We start from the raw sequence: 21830 nt of genomic DNA on the forward strand, positions 1-21830 counted from the left end.
GCTTCATGAGCCCGCTCCAACCGATAGGACACTCCCATGCTCTTTCAAGGCTTCGGTCCGCTGCTTCTCGCGGGCACGTGGGTAACCATCAAGCTCGCGGTGCTGTCGCTCGCGGCGTCGTTTGCGCTCGGACTTCTCGGCGCCGCCGCGAAGCTGTCGACCAACCGCGTGCTCTCGCGCATCGGCACGTTGTACACGACGCTGATCCGCGCCGTGCCCGATCTCGTGCTGATGCTGCTGCTGTTCTACAGCATCCAGATCTGGCTCAATGATCTGACCGACGTGTTCAGCATGGAGCAGATCGATATCGATCCGTTCCTCGCCGGCGTCATCACACTGGGCTTCATTTACGGCGCGTATTTCACCGAAACCTTCCGCGGCGCGTTTCTCGCCGTGCCGCGCGGACAGATCGAAGCCGGCTTCGCCTATGGCATGAGCGCGCGGCGCGTGTTCGCCCGCATCCTGTTCCCGCAGATGATGCGCTTCGCGCTGCCCGGCATCGGCAACAACTGGCAGGTGCTCGTCAAGGCCACCGCGCTCGTGTCGATCATCGGTCTCGCGGACGTGGTCAAGGCATCGCAGGACGCCGGCAAGAGCACGCAGTCGTTCTTCTTTTTCACGCTGACGACCGGGGCCATCTACCTCGCCATCACCACCATTTCGAACCTGGTATTGAACCGCCTCGAGAAGCGCTACTCGACCGGCGTACGGAGGGCCGCGTTGTGATCGAACTGATTCGTCAATACTGGCAGAACTACCTGTTCACCGACGGCTTCAACTACACCGGCCTCGTCATCACGCTGTGGCTGCTGGTTGCGTCGATCGTGCTGGGTTTCGTGCTTGCCGTGCCGCTCGCGATCGCGCGCGCGTCGCGCAACCGCTACCTTTCCGGACCCGTGTGGCTTTACACCTACGTGTTCCGCGGAACACCGTTATACGTTCAGTTGCTGCTGATCTACACGGGCCTTTACAGTCTGCATTTCGTCCATTCGCACCAGATGCTCGACAGCTTCTTTCGCAATGCGATGAACTGCACGCTGCTCGCATTCGCGCTGAACGAATGCGCGTACGCGACGGAGATCTTCGCCGGCTCGATCCGGGAGACCTCGCACGGCGAGATCGAGGCGGCCCAGGCTTACGGCATGTCGAAGTTCAAGCTGCATACGCGCATCATCCTGCCTTCGGCGCTGCGGCGCGCCCTGCCCTCGTACAGCAACGAGGTGATTCTGATGCTGCACGCGACGACCCTCGCGTTCACCGCGACGGTCCCCGACATTCTGAAAGTGGCGCGCGACGTCAACTCCGCGACCTACGCGACGTTCCAGGCGTACGGCATCGCGGCGATCCTGTATGCGTCGATCGTGTTCGCGCTGATCTGGGGCTTTCGCAAGATGGAAGTCCGTTTGCTGGCTTATCTGAAACCGCAAGGGCATTAAACCCGGGCGCATTCGCGCCATGATGGAGCACACGAGCATGTACAAGCTGACGGTCGACGACCTGCACAAAAAGTTCGGCGACAACGAGGTATTGAAGGGCGTCTCGCTGAAGGCGAAGGCGGGCGACGTGATTAGCCTCATCGGGTCGAGCGGCTCCGGGAAAAGCACCTTTCTGCGGTGCATCAACTTTCTCGAATCACCGTGCTCCGGCCGCATCACGCTGAACGGCGAGGAAATCAACACGAGCGCCGACCGTAACGGCTCGCTACGCGTGACCCATCCGAAACAGTTGCAGACGATGCGCACGCGTCTGTCGATGGTGTTCCAGCATTTCAATCTGTGGGCGCACATGACGGTGCTCGAGAACATCATCGAGGCGCCGATCAGCGCGCTGGGATTGAGCCGCGCGCAAGCCGAAGAGCGTGCTCGCAAGTATCTGACCAAGGTAGGCTTGCCGGCCAGCACGGAGAAGAAATATCCGTCGCATCTGTCGGGCGGTCAGCAGCAGCGCGTCGCGATTGCCCGCGCGCTGGCGATGGAACCGGAGGTGATGCTGTTCGACGAGCCGACCTCAGCGCTCGACCCCGAGCTCGTCGGCGAAGTGCTGCGTGTGATGCAGGCACTCGCCGAAGAAGGCCGCACGATGATCGTCGTCACGCACGAGATGGGCTTTGCGCGCAACGTGTCGAATCATGTCGTGTTCCTGCATCAGGGCAAGATCGAGGAGCAAGGGCATCCGCAACAGGTGCTGACGAATCCGCGTAGCGAGCGGTTGCAGCAGTTCCTGGCGGGGCGGTTGAAGTAGCGGCGGCGGGGTATGGCGCATCGTTCAGCCTCGCGCCTTATCCCGAATCATCTCCAGAACGACTGCGCCACTCACCAGATTGCACTGGTCTCCGCGCTGTTCACAGATACACCGAGTGTTCGCTCTCTCCCTCCGGCAACCGCGCAGGCGTCAATCGGCTTGACCGTTAGTCGCGTTTTCGAGTCGTCAACCGAGCGGCGATATTTCTGGCCACTCGCGCCGATATACTCCCTTCACTCCTGAACGTCTTTCAGCCCCGGGCGGCCACTCAGACCATGAAAGCAACGGACCTGGAACAGCGCATCCTCAAACAATCGCTGCTTTGCACCGTGATGATCGCCGGACTCGGTATCGCGGTCGGGATTCTGAGCGGCTCGCTGGCGATCATCTTCGACGGGATGTTCTCCGCGCTTGACGCCGCGATGTGCAGCCTGTCGCTGCTCGTCACCCGCCTGCTGCGGCAGGAGAGCAGTCGACGCTTTCAGCACGGCTTCTGGCACATCGAGCCGCTCGTGCTCGTGTTCAACGGCAGTCTGCTGTCGGTGCTGTGCTTTTACGCATTCATCAACGCGGTCAAAGGCCTGCTCGATGGCGGCCACGAGCTCGAGTTCGGCTGGGGCATCTTCTACGCAGGGGTGGTTGCCGCGTTCGCCTTCGTCATGTTCTTGCGCGAGCGGCGCGTGAATCGCGCGATCGACTCCGAACTGATCGGGCTCGACATCAAGAGCTGGCTGATGTCGGCGTGCATCAGCGCGGCGCTGTTGCTGGCATTTTCGATTGCATGGCTGCTGGAACGAATCGGGCACGGCCACCTGACGCCGTACATCGACCCAGGCGTGCTGGCATTCCTGACGCTCGTCCTGATTCCGGTGCCGATCGGAACCGTGATCGGCGCGGTCAAGGAAGTGTTGCTGATCACGCCGCCGGAACTGGAGCACGAGTTGCGCGACCTGATGCGGCAACTGACCGCCGACTATGGCTTTGTCAAGCACTCGCACTATGCGACGCGCGTCGGCCGGGGTCTGTTCGTCGAAGTGCACATCGTGTTGCCCGAGGCGATGGAGCACGCCGGCGTGCGTCAGCTCGATCAGATCCGCGACAGGATCTCGCGCGCGATCGGCGAATCGGGCCCGGACCGCTGGCTGACGGTCGCGTTCACGCGCGACCCGCGCTGGTTGTGACGCCATTCGAAACATCACGGATCAGCGCACCGTGAGCGCCCACGCCATCAAAAGCGAACAACGCATCGATGTCTTTCGCGGTTAGTCCCCGAACGGGTTGCCGGTGTCTTTCACTTCGGTATTGAGGTTGTATTCCGCACGCACGGCCTTGAGTACCGCCTCGATGTCGCGCTCGAAACCGACCGCGTTGCCGAAGTGGGTCATGTTCCAGTTGCAGCCTGTCTTGTCAGCCTCTTGCAACTGCGGTCGCGGCACACGAATCTTGACGCCATCCTCGACGATTTCCGGCAGTCGATGGATTCGCCGGTCGACTTCCTGCTGAAGCTGCGATGCATTGAGCGTCTTGCGCATCATCACAGGTCTCCTTCTGGTTGCTCGAGCAAGTCTAGCGCTGGCGCCTTGGTTCGTCGGCATGCGTCAGTATTCGGTACACGACAATCACGAAATGTTGGCTCCGAAGCGTCGCAGCGGGTCAAAGTGTATGGCGGCTCCCACCATCTCAGCTCACTTCGTGACTGTCGCAAAAGCAGTCAACGCAAAACCGCCCTGCCGACAGCAGTCTTCCCTGACCGCCCCCTACGTCGGCACGACCATTGCTTGCCAAGACTGCGTCAACCGGAGATAGCCATGATGCGATGTTTTGCGGACTTCGCTCCCAAGCATGCGGTTCGCGGCAGTGCAGCCGTACTGGCTGCCGCCGTACTCATAGCACTTTGCGGGACGGGTATTGCGGCATTCGCTGGACTGCTTCCGCAATCCGATGGGGTAGCGATTGCGGTGACTGCTACGCCGTTGGACGAACTGCAGACCACGATGATGATTCTTATCGAATCCGGTCTCGCCGAGACTTCCGTCACTTCCGATTAAGCTCGCACGCACGCTTGGTTGACGAGCAGTTTGATGAAGTACCGCTTCGCCAGGTAGCTAGTGCGAATCGCCTCCTGTTCACTGGGAAAATCCGCACGTTCATCAAGCGTTGCCCGAAAGGTGAGCGGAGGGTGCTCACCCCTTGCTCTAGTGGCACAGCAGCCAGCCTATTTTTATCGTGTCAGTCCGGGATTTCCGGCTCGACCAGCTTGGCCAGTTGCGCAAGCGACTCCTGCCAGCCGAGGTAACACATTTCGACCGGAATCATCTCGGGAATGCCTTCCTGCACGATGCTCAATTCGGTTCCACACGACACCTGCCGCAATGAAATGGTGGTATGCATCTGACCGGGCAGATTCGGATCGTCGAATTGATCGGTGTAACGAATCTTTTCGAATGGCACGAGTTCGACGTACTCGCCGCCGAACGAGTGACCCTTGCCCGAGCCGAAGTTATGAAACGACATCCTGTAGCTGCCGCCGACGCGCGCATCCATCTGATGCACGTCGCAGGTAAAGCCATACGGCGGCAGCCATTTCGCCATCGCGGCGGGATCGAGGAACGCGCGATACACACGCTCGGGCGTCGTGCGCAAAACGCGGTGGAATTTGACGGTTCCGGTAGCCATGGTAAGTTCGCCTTTCACTGGAGGGGTTGAACATACTCTCACGACGCTCCCGCGTTGCGGGAATCGACACGCACGAGACCAGGCAAAACCCGTAGGCGGCACCGACACGAGCCGTCGCATCTGCTGCTTTCGCTTGCTTGCTTTTCGCCTGAGATGGATTGTTCTTGCAACAGCGATAAAGGAAGGTCATGGGCATCGACTCGACGAATCAAACCGGCATCAAAGCTTTCGTATTCGATGTGTTCGGAACCGTGGTCGACTGGCGCAGCGGTGTCGCGCGCGAAGCACAACCGTTTCTGAAGCGGCACGCGCCGGATCTCGACGTGTCCGAATTCACGGATGCGTGGCGTCGCGAGTATTCGCCCGCGATGGAAGAAGTGCGTAGCGGACGCAGACCGTATGTGCGGCTCGACGTACTGCACCGCGAAAACCTCGTCAAAGTGCTCGCGCATTTCGGCATCGCCAACGCTTCGGAGCCGGAGATCGATGAGCTGAACCTCGCCTGGCATCGTCTGGACCCCTGGCCTGATGCCGTCGACGCTTTGCATCGACTGAAGCGGCGCTTCATCATTGCGCCACTCTCGAATGGGAACATTCGCCTGATGATGGACATCGCAAAGCGTGCCGGTTTGCCGTGGGATGCCATTCTCGGTGCCGAGGTCGTCCGCGCTTACAAGCCCTCGCCACGGGTCTATAGCGAAACGGCGGAGATTCTCGCCCTCGCGCCGCGCGAACTATGCCTCGTTGCCGCACATAACAACGATCTCGCCGCGGCCCGACGCGTCGGCCTCAGCACCGCTTTCGTAGGGCGGCCAACGGAGCATGGTCCCCATCAGACGAGCGATCTGAAGGCAGACGAGGCGTGGGATTTCGTCGTCGACGACCTGCACGAACTCGCGACGCAACTAGGCTGCGCGCGCTGACGCCAGCCCACGTAAAGCAACATACTGCAGCAGCATGATCGTCTTGCCGTCGACAATCTCGCCATCGTCGATTGCTCGCAACGCGGTTTGCAACGGCATTTCGATCACTTCGACATCTTCGCCTTCGTCCTCCACGCCACCGCCATCGTTCACCCGCATCGAAGCGTCATACTCGCCGACATAGAAATAGAGCTTTTCGGTCACGGATCCCGGGCTCATGTAGGCCTCGAAAATCTTGTGGACCCGATCCACGCGATACCCCGTTTCCTCCTCCACTTCGAGCCGGATGCGTTGTTCCGGCAAAGCGTTGTCGAGCAATCCGCCCGGCGCTTCGATCATCATCCCGTCGTGACCGTTCACGAACGCAGGCATGCGGAATTGTCGCGTGAGTATCACGTGGCCGGTGCGTGGACTGTGCAACAGGATCGTGGCGCCGTTGCCGCGATCGTAGGTCTCGCGGTTCTGGCGCTGCCATGTGCCGTCACGGCGCAGGAAGTCGAACGTCACCTTCTTCAGCGTGTACCAGTCGTCCGATAGCAAGGTCGTTCCGACCATGCGAATCCGGTCTTTCGTTGCAGTCATGGTGCCTCCCGTCGACGAGCCACAAGGATTCATGGTACCGTGCAATTTCGTGCAATTTCAAGATGTTTCGTGCAAACAGTGTTGACGACCCAACGCAAGAAGGCGATCCTCGACGAACTCGCGCGCAACGGCCAGGTGCTGGCCGGCGAACTGAGCGCGGCGTTTGGGGTGTCGGAAGATACGATCCGCCGCGATCTACGCGAGTTGGCCGCACAGGGGCGGTTGCAGCGGGTTCACGGCGGCGCGTTGCCCGCGTCGGCCGCGCTCGCGTCATTCGAGCAGCGTCAGGACATCGAGACCGCCGCCAAGCGGCGCATCGCGCGGCGAGCGGTCGAGATGATCGCGCCGGGGCAAACCGTGATCGTCGACGGCGGCACCACGTCGGCGCTACTGGTCCAGGAACTGCCGTCCGACCTGCACGCGACCATCGTCACGCATAGCCCGAGCGTCGCCACGGCGCTTGCCGCGCATCCGTGTGTCGACGTGATCCTGATTGGCGGGCGGCTCTACAAACATTCGATCGTCGCCGTCGGCGCCGCGGCGATGGAAGGCATTGCGCGCATCCATGCCGATCTGTACTTCATGGGCGTGACGGGTGTGCATCCGAGCGCGGGCCTGAGCACCGGCGACTTCGAGGAAGCGGCGATCAAGCGCGCGCTTGCCGCGCGCGCGGCGGAAACGGTCGTGCTGGCTTCCGCGTCGAAACTGAACGCCGCGTCGCCGTTCGTGATCGGCGATATCACGCTCGCGCAGACCATCGTGGTCGACAAGAAGACCAGCGCGGCATCGACGAAACCGATAGAAGCGGCGGGAGTGACCGTGGTGCGGGCGTAGGGGTATCGAGGTCGACACCCGGCGCGCTCAATCGTCCATCGGCCGATCGTTAGGATGCTCGAACACCGCCTTCATCGTGTCGCTCATCGGCATGTCGAGGTTGATACCCTTCGGCGGAATCGGCGACATGAACCACGTTTTATAGAGCTTCCCGCCCTCGCCGTCCCGTTCGATCTTCGCAATCGCGCGATCGACGATCGTCTTCATCGCCGCATCGCCTTTCGGCAACATGCAGGCAATCGCCTCGTGCGTCTGCGGACCGGCGGCCTGCGCGCGCCCGCTTCCGAACAAAGATAAAACAGACGACTTTTGGAGTGCTAGGATGACGCCCGCAACCCGACTTGTTCTGAGAGACGACACGGCCGGGTTGCGGACACGATCGTGAAATCGTTGCGTTGCGCAGCCTGATATTCAAGTACAGAGGAGACACTCAATGAAACTTTCGAAGCTGCTTATAAACGCGTTGGCGCTCTCTGCTCTCAGCTTTACCGCAGTCGCGGCTCACGCCGAAGATCTGCTCGACTCCGTCAAACAGGCCGGAGTCCTGAAGATCGGTCTCGAAGGCACCTATCCGCCGTTCGACTCGCGCAACAAGGACGGCGAACTGGAGGGCTTCGACGTTGATGTCGCGAAGGCCGTGGCAGCGAAGCTCGGCGTGAAGCCGGTATTTATTCCGACCGAGTGGAGCGGCATTATCGCGGCCCTGCAAAGCGGCAAATTCGACGTGATCATCAATCAGGTCACCATTACGCCGCAACGCAAGCAGATTCTTGATTTCAGTCAGCCATACACGTACTCGGCCGCACAGCTGATCCAACGAGCGGACGACAAGCGCGAGTTCAAATCGCTCGACGAATTCAAGGGCGACAAGAAGATCGGCGTGACGCTCGGCACCAACTACGACCAGATGGCGCGCGCAGTACCGGGCATCAACGTGCTGACTTATCCGGGCGCGCCCGAGAAGCTGCGCGATCTCGCCGCAAAGCGTATCGACGCGACGATCGACGACCGGCTGATGCTGCCATATATCATCAAGAACTCGCAGTTGCCGTTGCGCACGGGCGCGGTGCTGAAAGGCGCCGATCAGGAGATGGGTATCCCGTTCCGCAAGGACAATCCGAAGTTTGCGAAAGCACTCGACGACGCGCTAACCCAACTGAAACAGGACGGCACGCTGAAAAAGATCTCGATGCATTGGTTCGGCACGGACGTGACGCAGCCCATCGCACAGTAATTCTCTCGTCGTTCTCGCGCACCTGCGCCGACTTGCCGAATGGTCGACGCGGGTACACCGTTTGCTCGCCGAGCGGTTTCTCTCGCGGAATCGCTCGCGATCAACGCTTCCATTGCTTCGAATCACGAAGCACGCGCAAATACGCGATTGCGCCCACCTTCCCCTTCGTTCTTCACGTTTCGTCCTTCATGCTGAATGGATGCAGGATGTGCTGCGCCGCAGTTGCCTGATGCTTCGAAAGCGTGCGATGCTTTCGGGGCCATTGATCCGGCCACCTCGTGTCGGACTCGCATATCGCCGGCAGACGGCATCGAATGGCGTGCGATGAGACCAGTGAAATGCCCACAACCTTGGAGGCATCATGAACATTCAGTCACTGTCTCGCACCGGCATCGGATCAAACGCGCATCTTTCTGTCAGCCCAAACAAGTACTTCGTGCCGCGACGTTCGCCGATCACGATCGGCGTCGCATGCATCGCCACGTTCGTGTTCGCGTCCGCGAGCTGTCTGGCCGACACTCAGGTGGGCGCCGCGCTGCCGCCCGCGCCCGACATTCTGTACGGCGATCTGTTCGTTGCCGTGCAGACCGCGCAGATCTTCCCCGACCAGAAGACGTTCGTCGACGCGACGCCGAATGGTAGTCCCGCCGCGATCGTGCAGTCATACGAAACGCAGAAGAATCAGTCCGGCTTTTCGCTGCTGAAGTTCGTCAACCAGTACTTCACGCCGCCGCCCGATCAGAGCATCACGCCGCCGCCGAACCAGAGTCTGCGCGAGCACATCGACTGGCTCTGGACCGGCCTCACGCGCACGACGACGAGCGCGCCCGACTACAGCTCGCTGATCCCGATGCCCAAACCGTACGTCGTGCCAGGCGGCCGCTTTCGCGAAGGCTATTACTGGGACACCTATTTCACGATGCTGGGGCTGCAGGAGTCCGGGCGTGAAGATCTGGTCGACGACATGCTCGACAACTTCGCGTACATGATCGACACGTTCGGCCATATACCGAACGGCAATCGCACGTACTACCTCAGCCGCTCGCAGCCGCCGTTCTACTCGTATATGGTCGAGCTCGCCGCGCAAAAGGAAGGCAACAAGGTTTATCAGAAGTACCTGCCCGAGTTGCGCAAGGAGTACGCGTACTGGATGCAGGGCTCGACCAGCACGCCGCGCGGCGGCGCGACGCGCAATGTCGTCGTGCTCAAGGATGGCACCGTGCTGAACCGCTACTGGGACGAACTCGACACGCCGCGTGACGAGTCGTACCTCGAGGACGTGCAGACCTCGCAGCAGGCGAGCGGCCGGCCGGCCAACCAGGTCTATCGCGATCTGCGCGCGACCGCCGAAAGCGGCTGGGATTTCAGCTCGCGCTGGTTCGGCGACAACCAGACGCTCGCCACGGTGCGCACGACATCGATCATCCCGGTCGATCTGAACAGCCTGTTGTTCCATCTGGAGACGACGATCGCGCGCGGCTGCTCGGAGACACGCGACTTCCGTTGCGTCGCGCAGTTCATCGGCCACGCGGCACGGCGCGCGGAAGGCATCAACCGCTATCTGTGGAATAGCAACGGCTATTACGGCGACTACGACTGGCAACTCAGCAAGGCACGCGACAACCAGACACCAGCGATGCTGTATCCGTTGATGGCCGGCGTGGCGTGGCCCGATCGCGCGTGGAAGACCGCGCAGACCGTGCAGAACGTGCTGCTCAAGCAAGGCGGCCTCGCGACGTCGATCTATAACACCACGCAGCAATGGGACGCGCCGAACGGCTGGGCGCCGTTGCACTGGATCGCGATTCAGGGCCTCAAGCGCTATGGGCGCGCCGACCTCGCGCAGCCGATCGGCACGCGCTTTCTCGCGGACGTCCAGAACGTCTACAACACGCAGCAGAAACTCGTCGAGAAGTACGTCGTCGAAGGCGCGGGAGAAGGCGGTGGCGGGGGCGGCGAGTATCCGCTGCAGGATGGCTTCGGATGGACTAATGGCGTAACGTTGATGTTGCTCGATCTGTATGGCCATGGGCAGTGAATCGCCGCGGCATTTTCAGGCGAGTGCATGCCTGCGAGGTTGTGAAGACCTCGTAGGCAAATCATTCCAGTGGAAGCAGAATGATCTGGCTCGCCAATACTGTTCTCGTGCTGCACGCGCTGATCGTCCTATTTATCGTCGGCGGACTATTCGCGATCTGGATAGCCTACGGTTTGCAACTCGCGTGGGCGCGCAATCGCCTATTCCGGACCGGACATCTTCTCGCCATCGGTATCGTGGCGAGCCTTGCGGTGCTCGATGTGCCGTGCCCGTTGACCGTACTGGAGGACCAACTGCGCACGGGAACGGCCGGTTCGCAAGGCTTCATACAGCGCTGGGTTAGCGCGTGGCTGTATTACGACTTTCCGGGCTGGGTGTTCGTGCTCGCGTATGTCGCGTTTTTGCTGGCAGTGATTCTTACCTGGTACCGAATTCCACCACGATCGTGACACTATGCGCATAGGGTTGACTTAATTCTATTTAATGTGCATTTTTCAGCGGTTAAATTTACCATTTAATTGATTTTTCAAGCGCAAATAATTCCGACGGCGTAGCCACGGAAATTCCCAGTCATCGTCGCTATTCAATGCAATAAGGATAAACCACGTCCGCGGTTTTCCGAATCGCATAATCACTGCCGGGTCCCTTGACAAGACCTAGATTCACGGCCTATTTTCAGTCTTGCTGTAAGTATCCGAAAGATTCAATTTTTAAATTTTTCTTGAAATGTCGAGATAAATCGACAGGGAATTCCTTTGTCCATTCAATCGGTAATTGTGGAAAGTAAATAGAAATATAAATGCAAGTATTTTGAATTAATGCATTCGGAAAAGCTGTCCATGCAACCGCTGCGTGCCTATGAGTGCGGTGCGGGTTTTTCGATCTCCAGCGCGCGCGACCGGCGAAAAGCGGCCTTTGTGTAGCGGTATCACTCACCAGGGAACGAGATGAAACCAGACAGAAGGAGTACCGACGATGGCCGCGTCCGTCGTCATGGCCGGCTAGCCGCGCTAGGCGCGCTGACACTCGGAATCGTCATCCTCGCCGGATGCGGCGGCAGCGACGGAGGTTCGTCGGCGTCGGCGGTACCAGGCAGCATGGCGCAGGTCGCCAATCAGGCGCAAGCCGCGTCCGCGCCGCAAACGCCGTCCGCCAATCAGCCCTACATCGATCCCGTCACCTATTCGACGAGTGCAACGTCTGGTATCGCCGCGTCACTGGTCGCGGAAAAAGCGGCGATCATGCATTACCAATGGACGTCCGGCAGTACCACCGTGAACTACACGACGACCACAGGTCACCTGAGCGCAATGGATCTGACCAGCGGCGCACCCGAAGCGACGATGTCCTACGTCGCCTACACGGCGCCGAGCACAGATGGCAAACCGCGCCCCGTCACGTTCGTCTATAACGGCGGGCCGGGCTCGTCGTCGATCTGGCTGCGTCTCGGATCGTTCGCGCCGACGCGCGTCGCGACCACCGATCCGCTGCTGAACGGCACGAGCTGGCCGAACTACCCGCTCGTGAACAACACCGAGAGCCTGATCGACACGACCGATCTCGTGTTCATCGATCCGCCGGGCACGGGCCTTTCCGAAGCGATCCTGCCGAACACGAATCAGACCTACTGGAGCACCGATGCGGACGCGAACGTCATGCGCGACTTCATCATCCGCTACCTGACGGTCAATTCGCGCAGCAGCTCGCCGATCTATCTGTACGGCGAATCGTACGGCACGCCTCGCACTGACATCCTCACGCTCGCGCTCGAATCGGCCGGCGTGCATCTGACGGGGATCACGCTGCAGTCGTCGATCCTGAACTACTTCGCGGATGCGATCGAGGCGGTGGCGATCACGGGTTCGCCCGATCAGCTCGCGCTCGAAACCGATACGCTGAGCGGCTACATGCCGGGCTATGCCGCGGTCGCGGCGTACTACAACCAGGTATCGCCAACGCCAGTGAATCAGGCGCTCTACGCGCTTCGCAGCCAGGCGTTCGTGACCGCCAACTACAACCTGTTCAAGAATTACTCGTTGTACTGGACATTGAGCCAGCTCGGCGCACCCACTTACGCGGGACCGCCGAACTTCCCGCCGACGTGGCTAGAAAAGGTGTGGGACGCCGAATCCGGCCTCACGTTGCAGGCGATGCAGGGCTACTTCAACATCAATCCGTTCAACATCACGCTGGTGCCGGGCTCGACGATCGGCCGCTACGATGGGCGCGTGTCGTTACCCAACTCGGACCCGCGTCTGCAGACCGATGGCGACCCGTCGGACATCCTGATCTCGCAGCCGTTCACCAATGCGTTGGCCACGCAGATGCCGGATTACCTCGGCTACACGGCACCGAACGCGGCGTACATGCCGCTGAACGACGCGATCATCCAGGTGTGGAACTTCTCGCACGGTGGCCAGCCGTTGCCCGACACGATCCCCGATCTGCTCGGCGCGCTGAAGATGAATCCACAGCTGAAGGTGTTGGCGGAAAACGGCTTCCACGATCTCGCCACGCCGTTCTTCAATACCGAGAAGCAGCTTGCGCGGCTCAAGACGGTCCAGGGTCTCAACCCGAATCTGCAGGTCAACTTCTTCCAGGGCGGACATATGATTTATCTGGATGACGTGGCGCGCCCGCAGATGAAGGCGGATCTCGCGGCCTTCTATGGCGGCAAGCCGATAGCAGGCGCACTGACGCTCGCGACGCTGCCTCAGCCGTGGGCCGACGAAGCGTCAGCCGCTACGCCGACGAGCGAGGCGGTCGCCGCGGCCGCGCCCTGATTGATGGTGGTTTCGCTCCGCGCGAGACCCTCTGACTACTTTTTATGGCGAATGATCATGTCTTCAATCGATATCTTGCGACGTACGCTGGCGTTGATCGTCCTCGGTGTGGCCGTCGGCAGTGCGCACGCGTTGCCGCCTCAGCCGGTGGCGCCCGTGACGCTACCCAACGGCGCACACGGCGTGGACGGTCCGTTCTTTCCTCGTAACCGTGCGAACGCGGTCGCGCCGACCACCGGTTCAACGCTGCAGCAGCAGGCTCAGCAGCGCATCGAGAACAGACTGGGCGCGAATTCGGTACTCAGCAACGGCTCGTCGATCACCAAGGCCCAGGCGCAAAACAATGGGCTCGGCTATATCGCCCGTCATTTTGACGAGATCGATGCCGCGCATTCGGGCCGTGTGACGTTAAATGACGTCAGGCAGTATCTGCAGCAGCATCAGCAGTGATGGCCCGCTAGTCCGTTAGTCCGGGATGACGGCCGGCGGTGCGTTGCCATCGTGCAACGTGCCGTCGGCCGTAGCCTGAGCTTCACTTCTCCGCTGCCGCCTGGATCATCTTCCATCCATTGCCAGCCGGATCGCGAAAGCCCGCATCGACGCTGCCGAAACGATCGACCGGCTCCTGCGTGAATTCCACGCCGCGCGCCTTCAACTGCTCGTAGCTCGCGCGACAGTCGGCAACGGACAGCACCAATGGCGGCATCGCGCCCTTCGCGACCATCGCGCGCAGCGTTTGCGCGGTCGCTTCATCGTGGACCGGCGGCCCCGGCATGAACAGTCCCAACTGGAAAGACGGCTGCTCCGGATGCTGGACCGTGAGCCAGCGGTAAGCACCGTTGCGCACGTCCGTGTGGACGCGAAAGCCGAGCTTGTCGACGTAGAACGAAAGCGCCGCGTCCTGATCGTCGACGTACAAACCGACCACATTGATTCCCTGATTCATGACTCCTCCCTGGTTGAGGGCTCGACTGTATCGCTGGCCACGCGGCGGCGCTTCTCCAAAACTGCGGTCGGCGGGATCGTATGCGCTGTCGGAAGCGCGACAAACGGCTGGCGCGCCGGTTCAATGCAATTCGTTGAATTCGACGCGCCCGCCCTTCATCACCAGCGGGATGTGCTCGCCCTGGCCGCTCAGGGAGTTCAAATCGCGCAACGGATCGCCGTCGACCACCAGCACATCGGCATAGGCGCCCGGTACGAGGCGTCCCAGCTTACCGGTCATGCCGAGAATTTCGGCACCGATGGTGGTGGCGCTGCCGATGATCTCGGCGGGGCTCAGCACTTGCGCGCGGATTGCAAACTCGTCGCTCTGCATACGGTGGCCCGGGCCGAGCAGATCGGAGCCGAAGCCCATCCTGACGCCCGCGCGCTTGAAAATCTCCAGCGACTTCAAGCCCGCTTCACGCACGCCACTGGTTGCGCAGCACCGGCAGCATGAAGGCCAGTACGGCGGCATCCATCGCATCGAACACGTAGCCGAGTCCGCCCAGCCATAGCAGCTTCCGATGAAAGCTCGAGTACGGCAGGCGCTCTATGCGTGCGGGAATCGTCGACATAGCATGCTTCCAGAAAGGGGGCGCCGTGGCGGCTGGCATGGTCGAACGAGTATAGAAAGTCGAGATGGACGGGTCTTGGTTGCAAACCGCATCCAACATGCGGATTCCAGCATCACCGGGCGGCGTAGCGCGGCACACATCGGTACTGCGGCTATTCGCCGGCCATGCGGCGGCGCTTCTTCAAAACCGCGATCGTCAGGTCCGGGCGCTGCGCGGCCTTCAGCACGCAAGCGGGCACGCGATCGAGTTCAGCCTGATCGGCGCGTGCCTGCACACGCATCTCGCTCGGGCTCAGGCCGGTGATGTCGCGAAAAATGCGGCCGAACGTGCCGAGGCTTTCCCAGCCGGTCGCAAACGCAATGTCCGTGATGGCGAGGTCGGTGTCGCGCAGCAGCGTGGTGGCCTGCTCGATACGCCGCGTCAAAAGATAGCGGTGTGGCGGCACGCCAAAGGCCCGCTTGAACGAACGCGCGAAGTGCGCTTCGGACACGCCGCTGACTTCGGCCAGGCGCCGCACCGGCCAGGCTTCGTGCGAAGCCGCATCGATGCGGTCTTTCGCACGCAGCAGGCGACGCAGCAGCGCCGGGTCTTCGAGTGCGTCGGCGCCGCGCGTCCAGGTTGGCTTGGTCATCGAGTGGCAGGCCTCGTGTTGATCGGAATACGCACTATGGCCACTCGCCGTGGCCGCAGCGCGAGGCCATTGTTGCATGCCTCCGTGTGAACTCCGGGTCACAGGCTGCGATCAATGCTTCCTTATGGGTTGTCGTACAACTGCGCGATCAGTGGATGAGCGCGTCGACAGCCGCCATCCTTCAAAAACCGCATACGTTAGGTAAGTTCGGGTAAGTACTGCATGTACGTAAACGAAGCCTTCACCTAACATTCGTATGTCGTCTTACAACTTTCCTGCGCGGGTCGGCCTATCACGGCACCTTTCACCGGGCCGGAACGCATCTAAACACTCGCATTCCTTAATAACAAGGATGACCCCATGCTTTACAGAGTCACCGTCATAGCATGCCTGACCGCGCTGCTCGCGGCTTGCGGCAGCGGCGATAATGCGCTGCCCGCGTCGAGCACGAGCAGCACCACGCCGGCGGCATCGGCCGCGCCCGCCGCCTTCAAGGTCGGCACCACCACCAACGACCCCAACCTGCCCGCGGCACCGCAACTGCCGAGCGCCGACCAGGTCTGCAGCACGCTCGAAGCCAGCAACAACCTCGTGAGCCAGCCGAGCGGCGCACTCGGACCCGAAGCCGACAACGGCGCCACGTCGGCGATCCTGAATCCGGACCAGGCGCGCATCCAGGCCGCGCTCGACGCCTGCGGCGCCGCCGTGGATGCTCAGGTCGGCGCAGCGATCCAGGCCGCGGACGCAGCGGCAGCCGCGTCGCAAACCGCGGCCGCCGTGCCGAACGTCAACATCAAGGGCGCGTCGGCGCAAACCCTCGCGGGCTCGCAGTATCGCGCGACCAAGTTCGCGGTGCGCCTCGTCGTGTCGAGCACCGGCGCGGGCAACGCGTTCATCACGGGCCCGCTGACACTGCCCTCGGGCGTCACGCTGTGGATCGACAACGGCGTGACCGTCTACGCGACGCGTGACGTGATGGCCTATTCACCGACTGCGGCCGGACCATATTGCGCCAACACCGCGGTCAGCTCGACCAAGGCCGGCAGCTCGGGCAACTGCCTGCCGTTGATCGGCGGCAGCTACCTCGTCAACTCGGCGGTGGTCGGCGGCGGTACGATCGACGGCCGCGCAGCATCGGAAATCGTCAGCTCAAACAACCTTTATCCGCTGATGCGCGTCGACCTGAGCTGCACCAACACGTACGTCGCCTACAAGGCGGGCACCCAGGCCCCGGACGGCACTGCCTGCGACGACGGCGGCACCTTCGTGAACTCGAAGGCTTCGGCGCGTCACATGACGTGGTGGGACCTCGCGTGGCTCGGCAACATGGTCGAGAATGGCACGACCGGTGTCGGCTCGCAGTCGAACTTCCGCATGATGGTGTTCAACTACGCGAAGAACCTGACGCTGTTCGGCATCACACTGCACAACAGTGCGAACTTCCACGTCGTGCCGAGTGGTGTGGACGGCCTCACTGTGTGGAACGTCAAGGTGCAGACGCCGTCGGCATCGGCCTCGGCCAACCCGGCTGGTAACGGCAACCCGAACTACCTGGGCATGGTGCCGACCGTCGATACCGCGAAGAACACCGACGCGTTCGACCCGGGTTCGGCTTCGAAGCCAGTCACGCAGGCATTGACGACCGGTAGCACCACGACTTCGTCGGCTGGCAAGATCGCGTTTGACGGCTACCTGAAGAACGTCGTGTTCGCGTACAACTACATCAGCACCGGCGACGACGACATCGCGATCAAGGGTTCGAGCAACCCGAGCCCGGCAGGTTCGGGGTTGTATGGTGTCGACGGCAATCGCGACGTCGCGACCGATCGCAAGTATGGTTTCGTCATCGCGCACAACCATATTTACGCGGGTCATGGCGTGTCGGTCGGCAGCGAGACCAATGCGGGCGTGACGAACATCCAGGTGTACGACAACTCGTTCGATGGCTCCGAACAGGCGCTGCGCATCAAGTCCGACTGGGCGCGCGGCGGTCTCGTGACGAACGTCAACTACAACAACATCTGCATCCGCAATAGCGGCCAGGCGCTGTTGTTCACGCCGTACTACAGCACGAAGGCACTGTCGAATCCGACTTCGCCGCTGTATCCGGACTTCCACGACATCACGCTGTCGAATATCCATATCATCGGTGGCACGTCGGCGATCTTCGAGGGCTTCGAGGCGAACTCGGGCGGCATCGCGCACGCGCAGATTCCGCTCGGCATCACGCTGAACAACGTGCTCGCCGATTCGCCGGACAACGTCGCGGTCACCGCATCCGACGCGAATCTGACGCTGAACAACGTGAATCTGCCGATCTTCCCGTCGACCGCGAACCGCGTCGTACTGAACGGCTCCGCGTCGCAGCAACTGAACACCGCGAAGGCGGTCGATTGCGGCGCAGCGTACGTCGACTTCCCTGCGATCGGCGACACTTCGACGACCGGCCAGACGTGGGCGGGTTCTTCGCAGTAAGCATCTGGCAGTAAGCGCTCGGCGCTGATGGCAACAGCGTGCGGCGGCGGTGAGCCGCACGCGTCGAGGTAGACGTGTTTCATTCAACGGCCCGTACGGATTATTCCGCATGGGCCGTTTTCATTTGATGCGCTGGGTAGATGACGCGCTCGCCGCCGCGGCCGCTTCACGCGGTCTGCTCGGTCTTGCCGTAAGCGAGCCGGCCGTTTTTCGACAGCAGCACCGCAACCGGCCGCGTCATTTCGAACTCGGAAAAAATGATCGTCATGCTGGCGGTGATCGGCACCGCGAGAAAGGCGCCCGGCACGCCCCACAACGCCGACCACACCGCCATGCTCGCGAGAATCGCGAACGGGCTCAGGTTCAGCGAGTTGCCCGTCAGATACGGATCGAGGATGTTGCCGATCACGAAGTGAATCGCGCTCAGCGACACCAGCACGATCAGGATCGAATTCAGCTCGCCGAACTGCAGCACCGACATCAGCACCGGGAATACGACCGCGAGCACCGAGCCGATATATGGCACGTAGTTGAGCAGCGCGGTCAGTATCGCCCACAGCCCGGCGAACTCGAGGCCGACGCTGCGCATCGCGAGCCAGCAGATCCCACCGAGCAGCACGCCGAGAAACGTCTTCAACGCGAGATAGGCGCCAATGCGCCGGTTGATGTCCGTGACCACGCCCCGGATGCGCGCCGCGTTGGTCGAATTGGCGGTCATGTTGGTCAGCTTTTCGCCGAACGTTCTGCGCTCGACCAGCAGAAAACTCGCATACAGCACGATCACGAACAGGTCGATGATCACCGACGACAGCGACGCCAGCATGCCGGTCACCATCGCCTGAATGTTCAGCTGCGCGAGCACGTTGCGCCGCAGCGACTCCCAGGTCGGCTCGCTTTCGAGGTGCAGCAGCGTCGAAATCTTGTGGATCATCAGCAGCACCGAGTCCTGGTAGCGCGGCGCGAGCGCGACGAGCGCGTCGTAGTTCGCGACGAGCATGTCGACCGCGAAGAAGATCGCGGCGCCGATCAGGAACATCGAGAGTCCGTAGCGCAACTGCACCGGCAGCCGCGGGCCGATTACCGGAATGCGTTGCAGCAGCCGCGTGAAGTCGACCACCACATACACCGCGATCGCGCCGAATACGATCGGCACGAAAACCGCGCGCCCGATAAACAGCACCCAGCCCACAATCAGCAGCAGCACCACTACGCATACGGACGCTTGCAATCTGTCGGTCATTACTGCCCCCTTACACGGCGGGTCGCGCGATGGACAGCACTGATCTTCGCACAGAACGATGACAGCTCACAGAAAAAGCGCGACAGATCGTTCCGTCGACCGACTCGGGGCCGACACCTCGAAATGCGCCAGCAGAATGTCGCGAAACGTTGTGATGCGCCGGACTCCCTGGTGAAACCCATCTGCTACGCTGGGCTAAACGGTTTCAATCACCTGACGTGGTCCGACGCGAGCGCCTGCGCCACGCGGTGGCAGCGCACGGCCGAATCCACGCAGTGAAGCCCGCGCCGCGCGTGTCCTGCGATGGCCGCGCTCTGTCTGTGCGTGATGTTCGACTACACGCATCCTTCTGATCTCACGGCATGGAGTACGAGATGCTGCAACGTCTGGGGTCGCGATTCGTCGCAATGGGTCTGGTGTTGACATGCGCCGCTTGCGGCGGTGGTGGCGGCAGCGGCGCGGACTCGGCTGGCACCGGCTCGAACGGCGCGGCCGGCGCGACCACGCCCGCATCGAATCCGGCGCCCGCGTCGAGTCCGACACCGGCATCGAGTCCGACACCGGCATCGAGCCCGTCGGGCGCATCCGACGCCAGCGCCACGACACCCAAGCTCGCCGCCGCGACGCCGATCATCGACGGCACGACGCTCGGCGGGGCCATCTGGCCCGCGGGCGCCACGTCATCGGGCGGAACCGGTCAGCCCGTCGGCGGACTGAACTGCGCGTTGCGCAGCACCGCGTACACGTACGCGCATCTGTCGATCTACCAGAACGGGCAACTACTGACGCTGCCGCCCAGCATCGGCATGGTCGAGCCGACCATGACCACGCCGACCGGCTGCGCGTATCCGGTGCACACGGTCGATTCGAGCGGCAAGATCCATATGGACGCGACGACCGGCGCGACCTATACGCTCGGCCAGTTCTTCTCGATCTGGGGCGAGCCGCTGAGTGCGTCGAACGTGGCGGGTCTGAGCGGCGCGCCGATCGCGATCTACGTGAACAACGGCGGCACGCTCACGCAATACACGGGCGACCCCGCGAGCCTCGTGCTGACGCCGCACGCCGAAATCACGATCATGGTCGGCACGCCTGTCACACAAGTGCCCACCTACACGTGGACCGATCCGCCGCCGTTCGACCCGAACCCGGTCACGCTCGTCTTTGGTGGCGTGGTCGGTACCTCGTTCTGGCCGAACGGCACGACGTCGACGGGCGGCACCGGCACGCCGGTCGACGGCCTGACCTGCGCGCCGGACATGAGCGTGCTGTATCACGTGCACGCGCACCTCGCGATCATCAAGGACGGCCAGTGGCTCGCGTTGCCGATGAACGTCGGCATTCTGTCGCAATGCACGTATGAGATGCACACGCACGACAACACCGGCATCATCCATATCGAAGCGCCGAACCTCAAAACCTATACGCTCGGCGAGTTCTTCGATATCTGGGGCGAGCCGCTGACGAACACGAACGTCGCGGGCATCATGGGCAATGTGGTTGCGTATATCAACGACAACGGCGATTCCCGCCGCTATATGGGCGACTTGCGCAGTATCGAGCTGACGTCGTTGCGCGACATCACGCTGCAGATCGGCACGCCGCCGGTCAGCACGTTGGCGACGTATTCGTGGTACGAGCCGCAGTGACGTCGGCAGCAAGCCACGTCAGTTCGCCATAGCTGCTTCAACGCGGCGTACCCGAATGCCCGATGCCGTCCGGCCGGCGCGGCACGATGCCCACGGCCGGGCGCGGCGCCGCGTTCGCGACCAGAATCATCGCCGCGCCGGCGAGACCGCTCGACACATGCTTCAACGCATGGCCGGCGATCATGTGCCGCGTCAGATCCCATACCTGCCAATCGAGGCTTTCGAAAATCTTCGCGACCCCGTAGAAGACGATCACGAGCGTCCACGCGAACACGCCGTCCACCTTGCGCGTGAGCGTCATGCCGACGATCAGCATGAGCCCGCCGAACTGAAGAATCGCGTAAGGCCACAGGCTGTTGAACAGCAGCCAGTAGCCGACGGTGGCGGGCGACACGACCACCATGATCAGCATCTGCGCCCAGCCGACGCGCTGTCCGCTCCACGACGTCCATAGCATGGCGAGGATGCCGGCGAACACGATCGTCATCGGCAGACGATCCCAGACTAGCGTCGCATCGGTCGGCGCCATGTGGTAGTAAGCCGAGCCGAATGCGGTGAAGAGCAGCCCGAACGCGGCGACGACCATGCCGGGAAATTGCGCCGGCTGGTTCGGCGCATGCCGCCTGACCCAGCGCAGACTGAGCACGCCGGCGATCAGAATGACGAAGTTCGACAGCACGTCCGACGCGTTGTGCAGCGGCCCCAGCGAGCGTTGATCGGCGAAGTGGTGATACGAAGCCGGCTGCGCGAGCGGCCAGATCATCTGCAGCGCGGTGCCCACCACGAAAAGCAGCACGCTAGCAAGCAGCAAGCGGGAGATCTTCACGTTGCTCGACTCCAGATTGGGCGAACGCTCGAAGGCGCCATGAATCGGACCCCCATGAATCGGACCCCTCACGCCGACGCGGAGCGGATCACCCCGGATCGCACAGTACCCATGCGGTCTATCCACGGCTGGGTTTGCC

22 protein-coding genes and 2 pseudogenes are annotated in these 21830 nt (G+C 61.9%); 14 read left to right on the plus strand and 10 right to left on the minus strand.

Features of this window, described 5'->3' with window-relative positions; genetic code table 11:
• The first annotated feature begins 36 nt into the window (after positions 1–36).
• The 4 genes from F6X42_RS29815 to F6X42_RS29830 all read left to right on the plus strand — a co-directional run bounded on the left by F6X42_RS29815 (position 37) and on the right by F6X42_RS29830 (position 3422).
• Positions 37–726, plus strand: a complete 690-nt coding sequence (locus tag F6X42_RS29815) for an ABC transporter permease (protein WP_187637630.1) — start codon at positions 37–39, stop codon at positions 724–726.
• On the plus strand, positions 723–1436 hold the full coding sequence (locus tag F6X42_RS29820) for an ABC transporter permease (RefSeq protein WP_187637631.1): 714 nt from the start codon (positions 723–725) through the stop codon (positions 1434–1436). Before F6X42_RS29815 ends, F6X42_RS29820 begins: the two co-directional genes overlap by 4 nt.
• Positions 1437–1473: 37 nt before the next feature.
• Positions 1474–2241 carry an ABC transporter ATP-binding protein gene (locus F6X42_RS29825; RefSeq protein ID WP_187637632.1) on the plus strand — a complete coding sequence of 256 codons (768 nt, stop codon included), beginning with the start codon at positions 1474–1476 and terminating at the stop codon, positions 2239–2241.
• Positions 2242–2516: 275 nt separating this feature from the next.
• On the plus strand, positions 2517–3422 hold the full coding sequence (locus F6X42_RS29830) for a cation diffusion facilitator family transporter (protein ID WP_187637633.1): 906 nt from the start codon (positions 2517–2519) through the stop codon (positions 3420–3422).
• Between the two features lie 81 nt (positions 3423–3503).
• Here F6X42_RS29830 and F6X42_RS29835 read toward each other — a convergent pair whose 3' ends face one another.
• Entirely contained in the window at positions 3504–3776 is a 273-nt protein-coding gene (locus F6X42_RS29835) for a hypothetical protein (RefSeq protein WP_187637634.1), read from the minus strand.
• A gap of 273 nt (positions 3777–4049) precedes the next feature.
• Between F6X42_RS29835 and F6X42_RS29840 the strand changes: the two genes are divergently transcribed.
• Positions 4050–4289 (plus strand): hypothetical protein, encoded by a 240-nt coding sequence (locus F6X42_RS29840; protein WP_187637635.1) that lies wholly within the window; start codon positions 4050–4052, stop codon positions 4287–4289.
• A 181-nt stretch (positions 4290–4470) separates the two neighbouring features.
• Here F6X42_RS29840 and F6X42_RS29845 read toward each other — a convergent pair whose 3' ends face one another.
• The gene (locus F6X42_RS29845) at positions 4471–4917 is read right to left on the minus strand and encodes an SRPBCC family protein (RefSeq protein WP_187637636.1); all 447 of its coding nucleotides are present in this window, start codon (positions 4915–4917) and stop codon (positions 4471–4473) included.
• Between the two features lie 188 nt (positions 4918–5105).
• Between F6X42_RS29845 and F6X42_RS29850 the strand changes: the two genes are divergently transcribed.
• Entirely contained in the window at positions 5106–5840 is a 735-nt protein-coding gene (locus tag F6X42_RS29850) for a haloacid dehalogenase type II (protein ID WP_187637637.1), read from the plus strand.
• Here the strand turns inward: F6X42_RS29850 and F6X42_RS29855 are convergent.
• A complete protein-coding gene (locus F6X42_RS29855) occupies positions 5823–6422 on the minus strand; it encodes an NUDIX domain-containing protein (RefSeq protein WP_187637638.1) in 600 nt (199 codons plus the stop codon). The genes F6X42_RS29850 and F6X42_RS29855 overlap by 18 nt on opposite strands.
• Before the next feature lie 78 nt (positions 6423–6500).
• Between F6X42_RS29855 and F6X42_RS29860 the strand changes: the two genes are divergently transcribed.
• Positions 6501–7256, plus strand: a complete 756-nt coding sequence (locus tag F6X42_RS29860; RefSeq protein ID WP_187637673.1) for a DeoR/GlpR family DNA-binding transcription regulator — start codon at positions 6501–6503, stop codon at positions 7254–7256.
• A 27-nt stretch (positions 7257–7283) separates the two neighbouring features.
• On the opposite strand, the gene F6X42_RS46015 is transcribed toward F6X42_RS29860, so the two are convergent.
• Entirely contained in the window at positions 7284–7487 is a 204-nt protein-coding gene (locus F6X42_RS46015) for a glutamate/aspartate ABC transporter substrate-binding protein (RefSeq protein WP_246530278.1), read from the minus strand.
• Between the two features lie 202 nt (positions 7488–7689).
• On the opposite strand from F6X42_RS46015, the gene F6X42_RS29870 reads away from it, so the two are divergent.
• From F6X42_RS29870 to F6X42_RS29890, 5 genes are all read left to right on the plus strand, one after another.
• On the plus strand, positions 7690–8490 hold the full coding sequence (locus tag F6X42_RS29870; protein WP_187637640.1) for a transporter substrate-binding domain-containing protein: 801 nt from the start codon (positions 7690–7692) through the stop codon (positions 8488–8490).
• A 361-nt stretch (positions 8491–8851) separates the two neighbouring features.
• Positions 8852–10528: an alpha,alpha-trehalase TreA gene (treA, locus tag F6X42_RS29875; RefSeq protein WP_187637641.1), complete on the plus strand. Its 1677-nt coding sequence runs from the start codon at positions 8852–8854 to the stop codon at positions 10526–10528.
• Positions 10529–10608: 80 nt separating this feature from the next.
• Positions 10609–10977: a DUF2784 domain-containing protein gene (locus tag F6X42_RS29880; protein WP_187637642.1), complete on the plus strand. Its 369-nt coding sequence runs from the start codon at positions 10609–10611 to the stop codon at positions 10975–10977.
• A gap of 498 nt (positions 10978–11475) precedes the next feature.
• The gene (locus F6X42_RS29885) at positions 11476–13311 is read left to right on the plus strand and encodes a S10 family serine carboxypeptidase-like protein (protein ID WP_187637643.1); all 1836 of its coding nucleotides are present in this window, start codon (positions 11476–11478) and stop codon (positions 13309–13311) included.
• 51 nt (positions 13312–13362) lie between these two features.
• The gene (locus F6X42_RS29890; protein ID WP_187637644.1) at positions 13363–13761 is read left to right on the plus strand and encodes a 2-oxoglutarate dehydrogenase; all 399 of its coding nucleotides are present in this window, start codon (positions 13363–13365) and stop codon (positions 13759–13761) included.
• 82 nt (positions 13762–13843) lie between these two features.
• On the opposite strand, the gene F6X42_RS29895 is transcribed toward F6X42_RS29890, so the two are convergent.
• The 4 genes and pseudogenes from F6X42_RS29895 to F6X42_RS29910 form a co-directional block, all read right to left on the minus strand.
• Positions 13844–14257, minus strand: a complete 414-nt coding sequence (locus F6X42_RS29895) for a VOC family protein (protein ID WP_187637645.1) — start codon at positions 14255–14257, stop codon at positions 13844–13846.
• Between the two features lie 120 nt (positions 14258–14377).
• Positions 14378–14722, minus strand: a pseudogene (locus tag F6X42_RS29900) (amidohydrolase family protein); the annotation flags it as partial.
• 1 nt (position 14723) lies between these two features.
• Positions 14724–14870 (minus strand): annotated as a pseudogene (locus tag F6X42_RS29905) (MFS transporter); the annotation flags it as partial.
• A gap of 151 nt (positions 14871–15021) precedes the next feature.
• Positions 15022–15501 carry a helix-turn-helix domain-containing protein gene (locus tag F6X42_RS29910; RefSeq protein ID WP_187637646.1) on the minus strand — a complete coding sequence of 160 codons (480 nt, stop codon included), beginning with the start codon at positions 15499–15501 and terminating at the stop codon, positions 15022–15024.
• 360 nt (positions 15502–15861) lie between these two features.
• On the opposite strand from F6X42_RS29910, the gene F6X42_RS29915 reads away from it, so the two are divergent.
• A complete protein-coding gene (locus F6X42_RS29915) occupies positions 15862–17976 on the plus strand; it encodes a glycoside hydrolase family 28 protein (RefSeq protein WP_187637647.1) in 2115 nt (704 codons plus the stop codon).
• A 166-nt stretch (positions 17977–18142) separates the two neighbouring features.
• Here the strand turns inward: F6X42_RS29915 and F6X42_RS29920 are convergent, their stop codons facing one another.
• On the minus strand, positions 18143–19216 hold the full coding sequence (locus F6X42_RS29920) for an AI-2E family transporter (protein ID WP_187637648.1): 1074 nt from the start codon (positions 19214–19216) through the stop codon (positions 18143–18145).
• A 374-nt stretch (positions 19217–19590) separates the two neighbouring features.
• Here F6X42_RS29920 and F6X42_RS29925 point away from each other — a divergent pair, with 374 nt between their 5' ends.
• On the plus strand, positions 19591–20865 hold the full coding sequence (locus tag F6X42_RS29925; protein WP_187637649.1) for a hypothetical protein: 1275 nt from the start codon (positions 19591–19593) through the stop codon (positions 20863–20865).
• Positions 20866–20902: 37 nt separating this feature from the next.
• Here F6X42_RS29925 and F6X42_RS29930 read toward each other — a convergent pair whose 3' ends face one another.
• Positions 20903–21691: a hypothetical protein gene (locus F6X42_RS29930; protein ID WP_187637650.1), complete on the minus strand. Its 789-nt coding sequence runs from the start codon at positions 21689–21691 to the stop codon at positions 20903–20905.
• Positions 21692–21830: the final 139 nt, after the last annotated feature.

The organism is Paraburkholderia podalyriae, from assembly GCF_014397785.1.
Lineage (GTDB): Bacteria > Pseudomonadota > Gammaproteobacteria > Burkholderiales > Burkholderiaceae > Paraburkholderia > Paraburkholderia podalyriae.